The sequence below is a fragment of the Mesorhizobium sp. RCAM 06353 genome, assembly GCF_059683585.1.
This window is the reverse complement of sequence record NZ_CM185031.1, coordinates 4,677,728-4,694,556: the sequence shown is the minus strand read 5'-3', so window position 1 is coordinate 4,694,556 and position 16,829 is coordinate 4,677,728. Positions and strand designations below refer to the sequence as shown.

17 protein-coding genes, 1 tRNA gene and 1 pseudogene are annotated in these 16,829 nt (G+C 59.2%); 3 read left to right on the top strand and 16 right to left on the bottom strand.

The window, feature by feature from the left end; translation table 11 throughout:
* The first annotated feature begins 10 nt into the window (after positions 1-10).
* Entirely contained in the window at positions 11-358 is a 348-nt protein-coding gene (locus tag AC56QX_RS22585; RefSeq protein ID WP_497110719.1) for a phage upper tail fiber protein, read from the top strand.
* Here AC56QX_RS22585 and AC56QX_RS22580 read toward each other — a convergent pair.
* From AC56QX_RS22580 to AC56QX_RS22570, 3 genes are all read right to left on the bottom strand, one after another.
* Positions 344-1,027, bottom strand: coding sequence for an NYN domain-containing protein (locus tag AC56QX_RS22580; RefSeq protein ID WP_497110718.1), 684 nt, complete (start codon positions 1,025-1,027; stop codon positions 344-346). The two genes, AC56QX_RS22585 and AC56QX_RS22580, sit on opposite strands and share 15 nt — an antisense overlap.
* Positions 1,028-1,229: 202 nt before the next feature.
* Complete coding sequence (locus AC56QX_RS22575) at positions 1,230-1,610, bottom strand: hypothetical protein (RefSeq protein WP_497110716.1); 381 nt, start codon at positions 1,608-1,610, stop codon at positions 1,230-1,232.
* 1,230 nt (positions 1,611-2,840) lie between these two features.
* Positions 2,841-3,383 (bottom strand): helix-turn-helix domain-containing protein, encoded by a 543-nt coding sequence (locus tag AC56QX_RS22570; RefSeq protein WP_497110715.1) that lies wholly within the window; start codon positions 3,381-3,383, stop codon positions 2,841-2,843.
* Positions 3,384-3,479: 96 nt separating this feature from the next.
* Here AC56QX_RS22570 and AC56QX_RS22565 point away from each other — a divergent pair, with 96 nt between their 5' ends.
* The gene (locus AC56QX_RS22565; RefSeq protein WP_497110713.1) at positions 3,480-3,941 is read left to right on the top strand and encodes a hypothetical protein; all 462 of its coding nucleotides are present in this window, start codon (positions 3,480-3,482) and stop codon (positions 3,939-3,941) included.
* Between the two features lie 54 nt (positions 3,942-3,995).
* Here the strand turns inward: AC56QX_RS22565 and AC56QX_RS22560 are convergent, their stop codons facing one another.
* Both AC56QX_RS22560 and AC56QX_RS22555 read right to left on the bottom strand, forming a co-directional pair.
* Complete coding sequence (locus AC56QX_RS22560; protein ID WP_497110711.1) at positions 3,996-4,571, bottom strand: hypothetical protein; 576 nt, start codon at positions 4,569-4,571, stop codon at positions 3,996-3,998.
* Positions 4,572-4,754: 183 nt separating this feature from the next.
* A tRNA-Lys gene (locus AC56QX_RS22555) sits at positions 4,755-4,830 on the bottom strand.
* Positions 4,831-5,134: 304 nt separating this feature from the next.
* On the opposite strand from AC56QX_RS22555, the gene AC56QX_RS22550 reads away from it, so the two are divergent.
* Positions 5,135-5,626, top strand: coding sequence for a BA14K family protein (locus AC56QX_RS22550; protein ID WP_497110710.1), 492 nt, complete (start codon positions 5,135-5,137; stop codon positions 5,624-5,626).
* 69 nt (positions 5,627-5,695) lie between these two features.
* Here AC56QX_RS22550 and glpK read toward each other — a convergent pair whose 3' ends face one another.
* The 11 genes and pseudogenes from glpK to AC56QX_RS22495 form a co-directional block, all read right to left on the bottom strand.
* The gene (gene glpK, locus AC56QX_RS22545; protein WP_497110709.1) at positions 5,696-7,186 is read right to left on the bottom strand and encodes a glycerol kinase GlpK; all 1,491 of its coding nucleotides are present in this window, start codon (positions 7,184-7,186) and stop codon (positions 5,696-5,698) included.
* Between the two features lie 11 nt (positions 7,187-7,197).
* The gene (locus AC56QX_RS22540) at positions 7,198-7,722 is read right to left on the bottom strand and encodes a hypothetical protein (RefSeq protein ID WP_497110707.1); all 525 of its coding nucleotides are present in this window, start codon (positions 7,720-7,722) and stop codon (positions 7,198-7,200) included.
* A gap of 59 nt (positions 7,723-7,781) precedes the next feature.
* Positions 7,782-9,509: an ABC transporter substrate-binding protein gene (locus AC56QX_RS22535; RefSeq protein ID WP_477220413.1), complete on the bottom strand. Its 1,728-nt coding sequence runs from the start codon at positions 9,507-9,509 to the stop codon at positions 7,782-7,784.
* A 78-nt stretch (positions 9,510-9,587) separates the two neighbouring features.
* On the bottom strand, positions 9,588-9,875 hold the full coding sequence (locus AC56QX_RS22530; RefSeq protein ID WP_497110705.1) for a DUF2160 domain-containing protein: 288 nt from the start codon (positions 9,873-9,875) through the stop codon (positions 9,588-9,590).
* Between the two features lie 2 nt (positions 9,876-9,877).
* On the bottom strand, positions 9,878-10,762 hold the full coding sequence (locus AC56QX_RS22525) for a carbohydrate ABC transporter permease (protein ID WP_477220695.1): 885 nt from the start codon (positions 10,760-10,762) through the stop codon (positions 9,878-9,880).
* Between the two features lie 37 nt (positions 10,763-10,799).
* On the bottom strand, positions 10,800-11,666 hold the full coding sequence (locus AC56QX_RS22520; RefSeq protein WP_497110704.1) for a carbohydrate ABC transporter permease: 867 nt from the start codon (positions 11,664-11,666) through the stop codon (positions 10,800-10,802).
* A pseudogene (locus AC56QX_RS22515) lies at positions 11,667-12,735 on the bottom strand (ABC transporter ATP-binding protein). It lies immediately after the preceding gene.
* Between the two features lie 10 nt (positions 12,736-12,745).
* A complete protein-coding gene (locus tag AC56QX_RS22510; RefSeq protein ID WP_497110703.1) occupies positions 12,746-13,825 on the bottom strand; it encodes an ABC transporter ATP-binding protein in 1,080 nt (359 codons plus the stop codon).
* A gap of 42 nt (positions 13,826-13,867) precedes the next feature.
* Entirely contained in the window at positions 13,868-15,394 is a 1,527-nt protein-coding gene (gene glpD, locus AC56QX_RS22505) for a glycerol-3-phosphate dehydrogenase (protein ID WP_497110701.1), read from the bottom strand.
* 127 nt (positions 15,395-15,521) lie between these two features.
* Positions 15,522-16,289, bottom strand: coding sequence for a DeoR/GlpR family DNA-binding transcription regulator (locus AC56QX_RS22500; protein ID WP_027044602.1), 768 nt, complete (start codon positions 16,287-16,289; stop codon positions 15,522-15,524).
* Positions 16,290-16,405: 116 nt separating this feature from the next.
* Entirely contained in the window at positions 16,406-16,810 is a 405-nt protein-coding gene (locus AC56QX_RS22495; RefSeq protein WP_497110699.1) for a hypothetical protein, read from the bottom strand.
* Positions 16,811-16,829 lie beyond the last annotated feature (19 nt).

The following is a 16,829-nucleotide window of genomic DNA, read 5'->3' as shown; positions in this document are numbered from 1 at the left end:
AGGTGAATGCATGAAAACGCTTCCCATCGGCGGCAATGAGGTCATCAGCCTCCCTGCCTACAATGTGATTTCGATCACGGGCGGTTCGGGATCAATCGAACGCCTTGGCGACAATCCTGGCGATACATCATCTGGAACGAAAACGACGTTCACAGCCGATACGACCATCGGCCCGTTCCCAGGCTGGACCAGGCATATGTTGCGGTGCGTCCCGTCCAGTGCCGTCAGCTACGACATCACCCCTGCCGATTTCCCGGCTGTCACATCGGCGATCGAGCGCATCACCACTCTTTCCCAAGCAGAGTATGACGCTCTGTCACCTCCCGAGCCGGCAACGCTATATCTAATTGTCGGCTGATGGCTGCTGGGGGCTCGCCTTCACGCTGTCGGGATGGACCCAATTGGCTGGCGGATCATACTCGCGCGGCCGACGACCGGGAGGGCCGTTTCCCAAAACGGTGGCAGGAAAAACGGACCGCTCTATGTGTTCCCTAGTCAGGGCAATGCGTCCTTCGCTAAATTTCGTAATATTGGCCGAAAAATTTCGACCGGGCGGCGAGACAGTCACCAATGACTTTTTAGCGTTGAAAGTTTGCCGTAGGAAACTAGCCGTGGCAGCCTGATCGGAATCCGCCGTGAGTAGATAGGCGCGGTCGAAAACGTCGTTCCAGGCATCTGTAATCAGCGATAGGCCAAGGTTGAGATCGGACGCTTTCTCGTTTGGCTGTTGCCAAGTTCGACCACAGTCCCGGCAATCGCGTTCCTCATGAATATAATGACCCATGACGCAATCGACTCCTACATTTCGCAACGCGTTCATCAGTTGCTCATGCCGCCAACGCTTTTCGGGATCTCCTGGGTAGTAGGCGGTGCAAAAAACGACCTTCACCAGCCTTTCCGAGACCTTCGGAATGATTATTTCACCTAGTCCCCAAAGGTTGCACCACTTCAAGAAGTTATCATTTAGGTCCTTTACAGCGTGGTAAAGATTGAACCCGTCGACATAAAGCGCCGATCTGATAGGCACGGTGCCCCCCTTGACTTTTTACCCTGACTCGAACATATAGACACTATCACCGCGACGGGATACGTCCCTAGCACACCCCAGGCCCCGGCTTGGGGTTTTGCGTTTTTAGGACTATCGCGAGGCCGTGCGAGGCGCTGCGCTGATCAACCTATTGAGGCAATACCTGCACGGTCGCCCAGAGCCGTGCAGGCAGCAATTTGGGTTAGCGCACTACTTTGAAGCCACTAGATTCCAGCGTTGCCAAGGCCGTTTCTGCAAAGGTCGCGCAGTTGTCAAACGGATCATTGTTTTCATAGAGCGTCGCTTGATAGGCCGCGAGGATACCTTCAAAAATGGCAGTTAGCACTTGGTCGCGACTTTTGGCGGCGTCAGTGCTCGGTTCAACAGTCATCTTTGGCGTTTCTGGGCCTTTGCCTTCCATGAGAAACTCGAGGAGAGCCGACACCAGCCACTCGGCGCTGTCCCTGTCCAGTTCTAGGACGGTTGTGTCGTCGTCATCGGTCACTAGTTCCAGTGCGCCTCGCAACGGGTTCCGCGATAGAACCGTCACGTCACCATCCTGATATTCGACAATTTTGGTCATCACTTTGCTCCATGTTTTTTAGTGGCCGCAACGCCGCTGAACGGGGCGTGGAAGCCGGATTGTTGTTGTTAGGAGTTGTGCTTGGGCAGCCGTGCTGCTCGTTGTCTACGAGCGTAAGGGCTCCCCCATCGTCGGTTATCACGCGGCTTGATTCTCCAGAGGTGCCCCGGGCCGCTTCTCTCAAGGCAGAACGAAAATTATCTAACCTGCGCCGACAGTCAACCCGCTATTGCCATTCCAATGCCTACGCCAAGCCCGATAGCTACGCCCATCAGCAGCTTGCCGGCAAAGTCCAGGACAATGGCGCGGACAGGCCTCCAGGCGTCTACACGGGGCGCTCTGAGGGCTCTGGATAGGTCATCGAAGATCGTGTCCATGGGCCGATTCTAGATCGAACCGGATTCGATGTGAATCCCCTATTCCATCAAAGTCTAACGACTAGGAAAGCGCACTGGAAAGCACAGTGGGTAACATTTAATTCAACCATTTCTGATATTTGAATGGTATGGTAGCGGCTCCGACACTGGGCGGGGGTGCTTGGATGCCGGAGCCGCCCGCGCAGCCCGGGTTTGGGGTTTGACCGCGCTGTTCCAAAATTAGGACAGCGCGGTCAACGAACCGTTAAAATTCTCCGGACCTAATTTAGCGTGCGCTAATTGATCGCGGCTTGCGAGACGTTAGCGCATGCTTTGCGACTTTGTGCCCAGCGACATTGGGTACTCAGTCTCGTTTAAGGGACTGCTAATGTCCGGTAGAATGCCTTTAGAACGGGTTTTGTCAGTTCCCGTGTGGCCGGTGCAGTTGGATGGGGTATTGCGCCGGCCTATTCGGTAAGCGCCTGGGCAGCGCGCGATTCTTGATTTGTTCAGGCCATTTGCAACTATCCGCAATCACGCAGTAGCGGACCAGCGGAAAGACGAGCGAGTTTTTCACTTTTCGTTCCCTCCGGGGATCGCGCTTGCGGACAGCGCCGGTGCGGCCTCCTACGGCTGGGTAGCGCCAAGGTGTGAACGGTACCAAATGGCGAATATAACGCTTGGCTAAAGTAAGGGAACGTCCAACGGACATTCGCGGAACTAAAGCGGTAACGTCAGACCTTAGCTGGCAGGGTGCAAGACTTTAGTCCTGCCCTTACTTAAGTTGAAGGAAATATAAGAACCTTACCGCCTTCGCTCTTTCTCACCAGAGGCGCGGGCAGGGAAGCATGCCGCGCTGGTAATGCTCTCAAGCCTAGGCGCTGCCGTCCGTCGCCAAGTTTGGCTTGACGAACCTGAGGTATGTTTGGGCAGCGGCATCACATTTTGCGCGAGATGGACCGTTCGACTGCAAGAGGACTTCTGCCACACTGAGCGGCAAGCCGTGCTTGTTCGCAAATTCGTAGAGCCCGTAGGGGACATTGTCGAATTGGGGATTAGGATCGTCGTGGGTCGCCCTGTTGCGAAGCCTCACCCCGGCGCCGCCGCCATTCTCGGGGATGAACTCAACGCCGGCAGATTCGAGGGCGCGCTCGATCGCGGCAAGCGCATCTTCCGAGCCGCCATACCTGCCAGTCTCAAAATTTGAGATCGTGTTGCGGTGAACTCCAGCAGCCTTTGAAAGATCGGCCAGGGACCAGTTTAGGGCCGCTCTGGCCATTCTCACTTGTGCAGGCTTCACAACTGCTAACCCTTGTGCTAATTTCACAAGTGTAAGTATCACAACTGTTGGGAGAAATCCATTGCCGAACACCCATGTTCCGGCACCTGGCGGAGCTGTGCCCGCTATCTGCCGCATCTTTCGTCTCCGCCTTGCGCTGCTCATGCTGCGCACTGCCAACAAGCTTTCCGACCATGCCGCCACCATCATCAAGAGCTATGAGGGGAAGGGTCGATGAACACTCACGTCCGCACCCTAAAGCCCTTGGGGATGCCAGACGGCATGAACCCGCGCGAATGGCGCCAGTCGGTCGAGAAACGTCTGAATGACCTTCTGGACCGCGCTATGTCGCTGATCACCGCTTTGGATTTCATGGAGGCCGATTGCGATCTGGAGGATACAGCCGACGACGAACCATCAATCGGCTGGACGGATCGAGGTCCGCAAGCTGGCGGCCTCAACGACGACTGCGAAATGGACGATGCCGACCTGGAGGAAAGCGGCGACGAGCACGAGCCGTCCCTTGGATGGTCAAGCGCGACCGACCAGCACCTTGCCCTGGCCGACTACGGCACGGCTCGCGATGTCTCTTTCTTCGATGGCGAGCAAGACGGAGGCGATGCACCGGAAATGGACTTTGGCGAAAGCGGCATTGCCGATCTCGACGCGCTGGCCCTGATACAGCACATTTGCTGAACGCAACGGAAAAGTTTTCCGCCGCGCAAGCCCGCTGCCTCACGGTGGCGGGCTTCACTTTTCGGTCCAATCGACAAGCGAACAGTCAGAATTCTTGATAGTCCCGGTCGCGAATTCGTCGTTCACTCCGCCAAAACCGTTACGAGCCCGGTACTCCATTATGACTGTGTGCTTCCCGCTGGAGTCAATCGGTGTGATCTGTGTTTTGACGTGCTCGAATGAGTTTGGGTCTCGTAGCGATTCCTTGATTTTGGTGACAAGTGCAGAGTTGGATCCGTCCCAGGCAGACAGGCAGTGGAATCCGTTACGATGTTCGTCCGCTAGTTCCGCTTCGCTTTTTGAGGGACCCATAAAGCTTTTGAACAGGAACCCAAACAGCACAAACACAACCAACAGCAGAATTCCGCCCACTAGTGTCTCGGCGCTCGATTGTTGCCGGGCGGCCGGCATCTCCAGGGGTTTGCTGGTATCGATAACCTGCACTTGATGTTCTGTGGAGGCGACAGGCAAACCATATTTGCCACGGAGCACCCGTTCAGTTAGGTCGAAATGCTCCTGTTTAATATCGCCTCGACGCAGCAAAAACCGTAGCTTCGCCATCTCGCGATCAAATTCAGGAGGTCCCGCCATCTCTCTTGCCGCCCCGCGAACGCCGTTTCTCTATTTTAGCGCGTTCTTAAGTTGGGGTCGAACTTTCCTTGGATGGAACGCTCTGCACTGCCCCTTATTTTGCCGACATAGCGCGGACACGCTTTCGCTAGGCACAAAAAAGCTACCCAGACCTTTCATAAAGCATTGATTGTATGGAGTTTTTGGTGAGCGCGATGGGATTCGAACCCATGACCTACTGATTAAAAGTCAGTTGCTCTACCGGCTGAGCTACGCGCTCCCGCGGGCTTGAAAAGGCCGCCCTCGAAATTGCGCGGAACATAGGGAGAGTGGCTCAACCGGTCAACCGGAAAAAACGGATCGGAGAGCCAAGCTTTTCCGGCATCGTCGACTTGCCCGAACGGCCACTTCGATGAAGCGAGATATAAGCTTGGCAGAGCCATTGGCAGAGCACTTTGCAGTGCTGGTGTCAGGCAAGAGAAACATTACAGATCAGCAACTTGGTGTTTTGCGAGGAACCATCCTGTGCATCGCTCGTTGTCTCGCCACAAGGGACGTCAATCACCCTTTCGAAGGAGAAGACAATGAACAAGATCGTTACGGGTATACTGGCGACCACCCTGTCAGTTTCGTTTGCCGCTGCCGCAGCTATGCCGGCCAATGCGGCGCAGATGTTTGTGCCGCAAGCGGCATCAGCTTCGAGCGATGTACAGACCGTTGACTACAAGCCGTGGATGAAGAATCGCCAGTTCAACCGCAATTTCGGCAACCGCCGTATGGGCGCCAATCGTAACTTTGCCCAAACCAATGATGGCGGCGGCTACTGGAACGGCCATCGCGGTTATCGCGATTACCACCGTGGTTATCGCCGTCACGGCGACTATTGGTTCCCGCTCGCGGCATTCGCGACTGGTGCCTTGATCACCGGTGCGATCATCAACAACGAGAACAACCGCGTCTACGAAGGCAACTCGCACGTGCAGTGGTGCTATGACCGCTATCGCAGCTACCGCTCTTCGGACAACACATTCCAGCCGAATTACGGTCCGCGTCAGGAATGCCGTTCTCCTTACTGATCCAGGCGAGTATCAGTAGCCGATAAGTCTGAGTACAAGGTCCGTGTCGGAAACGGCGCGGGCCTTTTCTTATGCGCTCAAGGTCCTGCGCACAGCATCGCGCCAGCCTGCCAGCTTGGCCGATCGTGTGGAGATATCCATCTCCGGCTTGAACCGCCGCTCGAGCGCCCAGCTCTTGGCGAACTCCTTCGCCTTCGGCCACACGCCGGCTTTCGAGCCGGCGAGCCAGGCCGCACCCAGCGCGGTCGTCTCGAGAATGGTCGGACGATCGACGGGGGCATCGAGAATGTCGGCCAATCGCTGCATGGTCCAGTCCGACGCCACCATGCCGCCATCGACCCTGAGCACCGTTTTGGCCGAAGTGCCCTTCCAGTCCTTGCGCATGGCATCGAGCAGGTCGCGGGTCTGGTAAGCGACGGATTCGAGTGCGGCGCGCGCGAACTCCGCTGGACCGGAATTGCGGGTCAGTCCGAAGATGGCGCCGCGCGCTTCGGCGTCCCAATGCGGCGCGCCCAATCCAACAAAGGCCGGTACCAGATAGACGTTTTGCGTCGGGTCGGCCTCGGCGGCCAGTTTGCCACTCTGCTCGGCCTTGCCGATCACCTTGATGCCGTCGCGCAGCCATTGCACGGCCGCCCCGGCAATGAAGATCGAACCTTCCAGCGCATAGGTGGTCTTGCCGTTCAGCCGATAGGCGATGGTGGTCAAGAGCCGGTTCCTCGAACGCACCAGATCGCTGCCGGTGTTGAGCAGCGCGAAGCAGCCGGTGCCGTAGGTGGATTTCATCATGCCGGGCTCAAAGCAGGCCTGGCCGATGGTCGCGGCATGCTGGTCGCCGGCGACACCGAGGATTTTTATCTCGGCGCCGAACAGATTCTTCTCGGTCACTCCATAATCATCGGCGCAGTCTTTGACCTCCGGCAGCATTTTTACCGGAATGTTGAGAATGCCCAAAAGCTCGTCGTCCCAGGCATTTTCGGCGATGTTGTAGACCAGCGTTCGTGAGGCATTGGTGGCATCGGTGGCGTGGACCTTGCCGCCGGTCAGCCGCCAGATCAAGAAACTGTCTATGGTGCCGGCCAGCAATTCGCCCTTCTCGGCGCGTTTCCTCGCGCCCTTCACCTTGTCGAGCATCCAGGCGATCTTGGTGCCGGAGAAATAGGGATCGAGCAGCAAGCCGGTCTTACGCGTGAATTTCTTCTCCAAACCCTGCTTCTTCAGTTTCTGGCAGAGCGGCGCGGTGCGCCGGTCCTGCCAGACGATGGCGTTGTGGATCGGCTTGCCCGTCGCTCTGTCCCAGATGACGACGGTCTCGCGCTGGTTGGTGATGCCGATCGCCGCCACTTCGGATGCTTCACAGCCTCCCTTTTTCAGCGCAGCCTTCACGGTCGTCACGACGCTTGCCCAGATCTCTTCCGGGTCGTGCTCGACCCAGCCGGAGGCCGGATAGTGCTGGGTGAATTCCTTCTGCCCGCTGCCGGCGACTTTCATCTCACCGTCGAACAGTATCGCCCGGGTCGATGTCGTTCCCTGGTCGATTGCGAGGACGTATTTGGTCAAGTTCTGCAATCCTATCTTATCTCAAGCTTGCCTTGGTGAAGGCCCAATCCAATCGGGGCAACGCATACGGACAGATTTTCCAGCTTCTCGCCCGCGTTCAATGCTTTGGAAATCGCGTCTGCGTAGCTGGAGGCTTTTGCGATGGTCTCCACAGCGGATGGAGGCAGCAGCTCGCGTGCGAGATTGTCATGAACCGGTTGAAATACCGGGTGCCGGGCGACTTTAAAACCATGGGTCCGGCCATGCCGGTCGCTCAGTACATATTCAAAATCCTTGGGAGGGGAGAGCCTTCTCAACGCATATTCCGCGATGATCTCGGGAACGAGTTCATGAGCCAGCCGCAACTCAGGGTTCTGCAGGATCTGCTTCAAGCGATCCGAGGTAAGTCCTGTCGTGGCTTCGCTTTCATGCCCGTGGTCTGAAAGGTGCAGCCTACCCAGTTCCAGGGCAAAATCCGCAGTGAAAAGCAACTCGCCGTTCTGACCAGTGGTGGCTGGAGCCCAACGTTCAGCACTCTGAAAAAGCGAGGAAATCACCGTTCACACCGAAACGTTTGCCGGGGCACCATGCCCCGGCAAACTGTAGTTGCAGAATTTTACTTCTGCCAGCTCTTCACCAGCTCGTCGTAGTTGATGGTGATCGGCTTTTCCTTCTCGTTCTCGATCTTCAGCTGGGGCGCGAGATTGCCCTTCTTAACCGCGTCGGCGTTCCAGTAAGCGAGGTCATGCTCTTCGGCCATCTTGGGGCCGATATCGCCCTGGACGCCCGACTTCTCAATGCGGCTCATGACCTTTTCCTGCTCGCCGCAGAGCGAGTCCATCGCTTCCTGCGCCGTCTTGGCGCCCGACGACGCATCGCCGATCGCCTGCCACCAGAGCTGTGCCAGCTTCGGATAGTCAGGCACGTTGGTGCCGGTCGGCGACCACTGGACGCGGGCCGGCGAACGGTAGAACTCGATCAGACCGCCGAGCTTGGGCGCACGTTCGGTGAAGCTCTTGTCGTGGATCGTGCTCTCGCGGATGAAGGTCAGGCCGACATGGCTCTTCTTCACGTCCACGGTCTTCGAGGTGACGAACTGCGCGTACAGCCAGGCGGCCTTGGCGCGGTCGGTCGGCGTCGACTTCATCAGCGTCCAGGAACCGACGTCCTGATAGCCGAGCTTCATGCCGTCCTTCCAGTAGACGCCGTGCGGCGACGGCGCCATGCGCCATTTCGGCGTACCGTCGTCGTTGAGCACCGCCTTGGCGCCGGCATCGACCATCGAAGCGGTGAAGGCGGTGTACCAGAAGATCTGCTGGGCAACCGCGCCCTGCGCCGGGACCGGTCCCGATTCGGAGAAGGTCATCCCCTGGGCTTCTGCCGGAGCGTAGGCCTTCAGCCAGTCGAGGTACTTCTGGATCGAGTAGACGGCAGCCGGGCCATTGGTGTCGCCGCCACGCGCGGTGCAGGAGCCGACCGGACGCGAATTCTCGTCGACCTTGATGCCCCACTCGTCGACCGGCAGGCCGTTCGGCAGGCCCTTGTCGCCATTGCCGGCCATCGACAGCCAGGCGTCGGTGAATCGCCAGCCGAGCGACGGATCCTTCTTGCCGTAGTCCATGTGGCCATAGACCTTCTTTCCGTCGATCTCGCGGCCGGTGAAGAATTCGGCGATATCTTCATAGGCAGACCAGTTGACCGGCACGCCGAGGTCGTAGCCGTACTTGGCCTTGAAATCGGCCTTGTTCTTCTCGTCGTTGAACCAGTCGTAACGGAACCAGTAGAGGTTCGCGAACTGCTGGTCGGGAAGCTGGTAGAGCTTCTTGTCTGGAGCCGTCGTGAACGAGGTGCCGATAAAATCCTTCAGGTCGAGGTTCGGGTTGGTGACATCCTTGCCGTCGCCCGCCATCCAGTCGGTCAAATTGCGCACCTGCTGGTAGCGCCAGTGCGTGCCGATCAGATCGGAATCGTTGACCCAGCCGTCATAGAGGTTCTGGCCGGTCTGCATCTGGGTCTGGATCTTCTCGACGACGTCGCCTTCCTGGATGACGTCATGCGTGATCTTGATGCCGGTGATGGCGGTAAAGGCCGGCGCCAGCACCTGCGATTCATACTGGTGTGTGGCGATGGTTTCGGAGACGACCTTGATGTCCATGCCGGCGAACGGCTTGGCTGCGTCGATAAACCACTGCATTTCGGCTTCCTGATCGGCGCGCGAAAGCGTCGAAAGCGGGCCTATCTCCTTGTCCAGAAAGGCTTTTGCTTCGTCCATCCCGGCGTAGGCATTGCCCGCGCCGAGCAATAGGACAAGGGCAGTTGTTGATGTTAAAAATTGCCGTCGCATGTGTTTCCTCCACTGTTTCAGGTTTCAAGTGCGATCTGGAGCGGTGGCCGGCACGCTGCCGCTCCAACAGTTCCCCCTCTATACGTAGCGGAACACGCCAATGGCGTAGACCACGGAGAGAGCGAGAGCCCACCACAGGTTGGATCCGACAAGACCCAGCCAAGCGAGATGGATAAAGGCGCTGCCAAGCAGCGACAGGAAGAGACGGTCGCCGCGCGTCGTCTCGAAGCGCAGGATGCCGACGCGTGGATTGCCGCCCGGCGAGGCGTATTCCCACATCGCCATGCCACACAGCAGCAGCAGAATGGTCGCGAAGAAGGCCGCCGTCGGCCACGTCCACGCCATCCAGGTGAGGTCGAAATTCATGGTCATACCCTCCCCAGGGCAAAGCCCTTGGCGATATAGTTTCGGACGAACCAGATGACGAGCGCGCCGGGGATCAGCGTTAGTACGCCGGCGGCGGCGAGCAGGCCCCAATCCATGCCGGCGGCCGAAACGGTGCGCGTCATCGTGGCGGCGATCGGCTTGGCATCGGTGGTCGTCAGCGTGCGCGCGATCAGCAATTCGACCCACGAGAACATGAAGCAGAAGAAGCAGGCGACACCGATGCCGCTGGCGATCAGTGGCATGAAGATTTTGACGAAGAAGCGCGGGAAGGAATAGCCGTCAATATAGGCGGTCTCGTCGATTTCCTTCGGCACGCCCGACATGAAGCCCTCGAGGATCCACACCGCCAGCGGCACGTTGAACAGGCAGTGCGCCAGCGCCACCGCGATATGCGTGTCGATCAGCCCGAAGGCCGAGTAGAGCTGGAAGAACGGCAGCGCGAACACCGCCGGCGGCGCCATGCGGTTGGTCAAGAGCCAGAAGAACAGATGCTTGTCGCCGAGGAAGCGGTAGCGTGAGAAGGCGTAGGCGGCCGGCAAGGCCGCCGCCACCGAAATCACCATGTTCATCACCACATAGGTGATCGAGTTGATGTAGCCGGAATACCAGGACGCATCAGTGAAGATGGTGACGTAATTGGCGAGTGTCGGCGCGTGCGGGTAGAGCGTCAGCGACGAGACAATCTCGGCATTGGTCTTGAAGCTCATATTGATGAGCCAGTAGATCGGCAGCAAAAGCACGATGATGTAGAGCGTCGGCACGATCCACCACCAGCGCGATTCCTCGCCGCGGCGCCGCATGCGCCTGTCGAGATCGCTATGCGACAGCGTACTGGCGAGACCTTCCGCGGCAGAGGTCCCGTTCATCGCATTGCGCTCGGTTCGTTCATTGGCGCCGGCCATCTCAGCGCTCCGCGTCGTAATTGGTCATCACGGTGTAGAACACCCATGACAACAAAAGGATGATGAGGAAGTAGACCAGCGACATGGCGGCCGCCGGCCCGAGGTCGAACTGGCCGAGCGCCGTCTTGACGAGGTCGATCGACAGGAACGTCGTCGAGTTGCCCGGGCCGCCGCCGGTGACGACGAAGGGTTCGGTGTAGATCATGAAACTGTCCATGAAGCGCAGCAGCACGGCGATCAGAAGCACGCGCTGCATCTTCGGCAGCTGGATGTAGCGGAACACCGCCCAGCGCGAGGCGCCGTCGATCTTCGCCGCCTGGTAGAAAGCATCGGGGATCGAGACCAGACCGGCATAGCAGAGCAGCACGACGAGGCTGGTCCAGTGCCAGACATCCATGACGATGATGGTGACCCAGGCGTCGAACGGATCCTGCACATAATTGTAGTCGATGCCGAGCGCGTTGACGTAGTAGCCGAGCAGGCCGATGTCGTTGCGCCCGAACACCTGCCAGATGGTGCCGACGACATTCCACGGGATGAGCAGCGGCAAGGCCATCAGCACCAGGCAGACCGGCACGCCCCAGCCCTTCTTCGGCATGTTGAGCGCGATGAAGATGCCGAGCGGCACTTCGATGGCGAGGATGATGAAGGAGAAGATCAGGTTGCGGGTCATCGCCTCCCAGAAGCGGCTCGACGACAGCAGTTCCTCGAACCACTCGGTCCCGGCCCAGAAGAAGACGTTGTTGCCGAACGTGTCCTGCACCGAATAATTGACGACGGTCATCAGCGGGATGACGGCCGAGAATGCCACCAGCACCAGCACCGGCAGCACCAGGAACCAGGCCTTGTTGTTCCAGGTCTTGTCCATCTATGCCCCCATCTCGACACGCCAGGAATCGGCATAGATGTTGATGCCGGCCGGATCGAACCTCACCTTCGGTTCAGCGGGAACGGTCTCGTCCTCGCCGATGACGGCAGCGATATCGCGACCCTCCAGCTTGGCGCGCACCACCTTGTGGCGGCCGAGATCCTCGACCTTGCTGATCGAAACAGCCATGCCGTCGCGGCCCAGCCGCACATATTCGGGACGGATACCAAGCTCGACGGCGCTGCCGTCCGCCTTCGGTACGCCCTGGCAACTCGATCCGTTGCGACCCGAGCGTTGCCGTCCTGCCTTCGATCGCCACCGGCATGACGTTCATGCCCGGCGAACCGATGAAATAGCCGACGAAGGTATGGCGCGGCCGCTCGAATAGTTCCGCCGGCGTGCCGATCTGCACGATGCCGCCATCGTACATGACCACGACCTGGTCGGCGAAGGTCAGCGCCTCGGTCTGGTCGTGCGTGACATAGACCATGGTGTAGCCGAAGCGGCGATGGAGCTGCTTCAATTGCGAACGCAGCACCCATTTCATATGCGGGTCGATGACGGTCAGCGGCTCGTCGAACAGGATGGCGTTGACGTCCGAGCGCACCAGTCCGCGGCCGAGCGAGATCTTCTGCTTCTGGTCGGCGGTCAGGCCCCTCGCCTTCTTTTTCGCCCAGGACGCCAGGTCGATCATCTCCAGCGTCTCGCGCACCTTCCGGTCGACGTCGGCTTCCGGCACGCCGCGGTTGCGCAGCGGGAAGGCCAGATTGTCGTAGACGGTCATGGTGTCGTAGATGACCGGGAACTGGAACACCTGCGCGATGTTGCGTTCCTGTGTCGACAGATTGGTCACGTCCCTGCCGTTGAACAGCAACTGGCCGTGCGAGGGATGCAGCAGCCCCGAAATGATGTTGAGCAGCGTGGTCTTGCCGCAGCCGGACGGCCCGAGCAACGCATAGGCGCCGCCATCCTCGAAGGCGTGATGCACTTCCCTGAGTGCGAAATCCGCATCCTTCTGCGGGTTCGGCAGGTAGGAATGCCTGACATGGTTGACGTCGATACGCGCCATATCGCCCTCCTCAAGCCGCCAGCTTCGGCGCGGTCACGGCGCGGCCGTGCTCGTCGAAGACCATAATGTGACGCGGATCGATGAACACCTCGACCACTTCGTCGGTCTCGAAATCGCGGATGCCATGGGTCAGCATCACCCAGCGCACATCGGCGAAGTCGAGATGGATGAAGCTTTCCGATCCGGTGATCTCGGTGATGGTGACCTTGGCCCGCACCGGCACTGCCAAGGCGTTGGGCCGGTCGAGCGACAGATGATGCGGCTGGAAGCCGATCGTGTAGTTGCCGTCGGCAATGCCGACGAGTTCGGGCGGCACCGGCAGCTTCACCCCGCCTTCGAGCAGGAAGTCGGGACCCTTCTTGGCCAGCACGATGGTGTTGAGCGGCGGATCGGCGAAGGTCCTGGCCGTCACCAGATCGACCGGCTTGCGGAACACATCGATGGTCGGCCCGAACTGGGTGATACGGCCTTCCGACAGCGTTGCTGTGTTGCCGCCGAGCAGCAGAGCCTCATGAGGCTCGGTGGTGGCGTAGACGAAGATGGTGCCGGCGGCAGCAAAAATCCTCGGCAATTCGGCGCGCAATTCCTCGCGCAATTTGTAGTCGAGATTGGCCAATGGCTCGTCGAGCAGCACCAGGCTGGCATTCTTGACGATCGCACGCGCCAGCGCGGTGCGCTGCTGCTGGCCGCCCGACAGGCTGAGCGGCGTGCGGTCGAGATACGGCGTCAGCTTGAGCAACCCCGCGGCCTCGCGCACCTGGCTGTCGATCTTGGCTTGCTCGACACCCGCCACCCTGAGCGGCGAAGCGATGTTTTCATAAACGGTCATCGCCGGATAGTTGATGAACTGCTGGTAGACCATGGCGATCTTGCGCTTCTGCACCGGCGTGCCGGTGACGTTCTCGCCATCGAACCAGACCGAGCCGGAGGTCGGCACATCGAGGCCGGCCATCAGCCGCATCAGGCTGGTCTTGCCGGAAAGCGTCGGCCCGAGCAGAACGTTGAGCGAGCCGTGCTGAAGCGTCAGCGACACGTCGCGTATGTGCTCGACCGCACCGACCGTCTTGGTGACGTTCCTCAGTTCAAGCATGACGCCTCCTCCCGGGCTTTCTGCATCAGCTCAAGACCCTCTTCATTCGGCGGCCGCGACATGCCGCCGGCTTATGCCATGCATGAATTCGTCGAGTGCCGCGACCTGCTCGCGGCTGAGATGCAGGCCGCGCTTGGTCCGCCGCCACAGCACATCTTCCGCCGTGACGGCCCATTCATTTTCAACGAGATAGCGCACTTCGGCCTCGTAGAGATCGCCGCCGAAGTTGCGGCCGAGCTCGGCATTCGACTTGGCAAGGCCGAGCAGAGCCTGAGCGCGCGTCCCGTAAAGCCGCGTCAACCGGCGGGCGAGGCGCGCATCGAGGAACGGATAGGCCGTCTTCAGCTTCGCCACTTGCGCGTCGAAACCCGTGGCCGGGAAGTCACCGCCGGGCAGCGGCGCATCTGATGTCCACGGCTTGCCACGCTTGCCGAGAAAACCCTCGATCTTTTCCAGCATCGATTCCGACAGCCGGCGATAGGTGGTGATCTTGCCGCCGAAGGCATTGACGATCGGTGCGGCGCCCTCGCCGCTATCGGCCTTCAGCACATAGTCGCGCGTCGCTTCCTGCGCCTTGGAGGCGCCGTCGTCATAGAGCGGACGCACGGCCGAATAGGTCCAGACGATGTCGGAGCGCTTGACGGCTACCGCGAAATATTCGCTGGCGGCGGCACAGAGATAGTCGATCTCGGTGTCGCTGATCTTCACATCGTGCGGATCGCCGGGATAATCCTGGTCGGTCGTGCCGATCAGCGTGAACTCTTCCTCGTAGGGAATGGCGAAGATGATGCGGCCGTCTTTGTTCTGGAAGAAATAAGCGCGCGGATCGTCGAACTTCTTGGCGATGACGATGTGGCTGCCCTGCACCAGGCGGACATTGTGCACATCGTTCAGGCCGACGACGCCGGAAAGCACATGATCGACCCACGGTCCGGCCGCGTTGACCAGCAGCCGCGCCTTGATCTCTTCGGTCTCGCCACTCTGCAGGTTCTCGATCTTGATTGTCCAAAGGCCGTTTTCTCGGCGCGCGCCGACCACCTTCGTGCGGGTTCGAATCGTTGCACCCCGGTCAGCGGCATCGCGAGCGTTGAGCGCCACCAGCCGCGCATCATTGACCCAGCCATCGGAATATTCGAACGCCTTTTTGAACAAGGGTTTCAAAGGCTTGCCCGCCGGATCGTTTGCCATGTCCAGCGTCCTGGTCGCAGGCAGCAATTTGCGCCCGCCAATATGGTCGTAGAGGAACAGGCCAAGCCTGATCAGCCAGGCCGGACGCAGACCCTTGGCATAGGGCAACACGAAGCGCATCGGCCAGATGATGTGCGGCGCGTTCCTCCACAGAACCTCGCGCTCCATCAGCGCCTCGCGCACCAGGCGAAACTCGTAGAATTCAAGGTAGCGCAGGCCGCCATGGATCAGCTTGGTCGAACCGGAGGAGGTTCCGCTGGCGAGGTCGTTCATCTCAGCCAGAAAAACCGAAAACCCGCGCCCAACGGCATCGCGGGCGATGCCGCAGCCATTGATACCGCCCCCTATGACGAAAATATCCCGGACTGAAGATGTGTCCACTTAACTCCTCCACGATTTCGCATTGCACCATTTTTGATCTTTTGCGAAACCGTGGCGGAATTATTTCGAACTCATAACGAATGTCAAACGAAATATCACAAGCCTGTGAGATGACCGTGAAAGAGCCTCATCCAAGCGACGTCTCGATCAGCTGAACCTCGGCCTCCTGACAGATCTTGCGCACCGACGCGATGTCGCAACGGTCTGTGATGAAGGTATTGACCTGCGACAGATGGCCGATGCGCACCGGCGCCGTGCGTTCGAATTTGGTCTGGTCGGAAACCAGAATCACATGTCTGGCATTGGCGATGATAGCCTGCGCCACCTTGACCTCGCGGAAATCGAAATCGAGCAAGGCGCCGTCATGGTCGATGGCAGAGGCGCCGATGACGGCGTAGTCGACCTTGAACTGCCTGATGAAATCAACCGCCGCTTCGCCGACGACACCGCCATCCGAACCGCGCACCACCCCGCCGGCGATCACCACTTCGATCGAGGGATATATGCGCATCCTATTGGCAACATTGATATTATTGGTGATGACCATCAGGCCATTGTGATCGAGCAGGGCCTTGCTGACCGCTTCCGTCGTGGTGCCGATGTTGATGAACAGCGAGGCGTTGTCCGGGATCAGCCTGGCCGCCGCGCGGCCGATCGCTTCCTTCTCGTCCGCCGCGATCTTGCGCCGGGCCTCATACTCCATGTTCTCGATCCCGGAGGGGAACAATGCCCCGCCATGGATGCGCGAAAGCAGCCGCTGGTCGCAGAGATCGTTGAGATCCTTGCGAATGGTCTGCGGCGTCACATTGAAATGCGTGGCCAGATCGTCGACCAGCACGCGGCCATGGTCCTTGGCCATCTGAATGATCTCGGCATGGCGCGGCGACAGATACATTGAGAACCTCCCCGTTTTCGTTTTTCTTGTTTATAGCCGAAAGCGAAAGCGATGAAAAGGGAGACGCCGGCTAATGAAATATCGATGATTGCAAAGGCGAACCGGGCAGATACAGATCAGACGCTTTCCGCCACCTTGCGTGTGGCGGCAGCGATTTTTCCCGGCTCGCGGATCATCAGGAATTTTCCGGACCAGCTTCCCCGAATTCGCCAGCTGCCTTTGATCTCTGTTGCGTCGCCGTTCAGGATGCCGCTGTAGTCGATCGGCTGCACCTTCAAATCGGCATCGTCATATGTCTTTACGAAGGAGACGGAGTTGCCGTCGCGCTGCCCTTGCAAGGTTGCGTATCTCACAGCGCCAGTCGCCGGGCCGGCCGGTTCATGGGTCGTCCCCATCAGTCTGGCTGCGGTCTCAATCAGCGTCGCAACGAAGGAGACCGGCGCCAGTTCACGCGGATAGAAATAGCGCCCTCTCCACACGCCGGTCAGGTTCTGGTTAGCCTCTTCGCCCTGCCCGGCCATATGCTTGTCCGCAAATCCT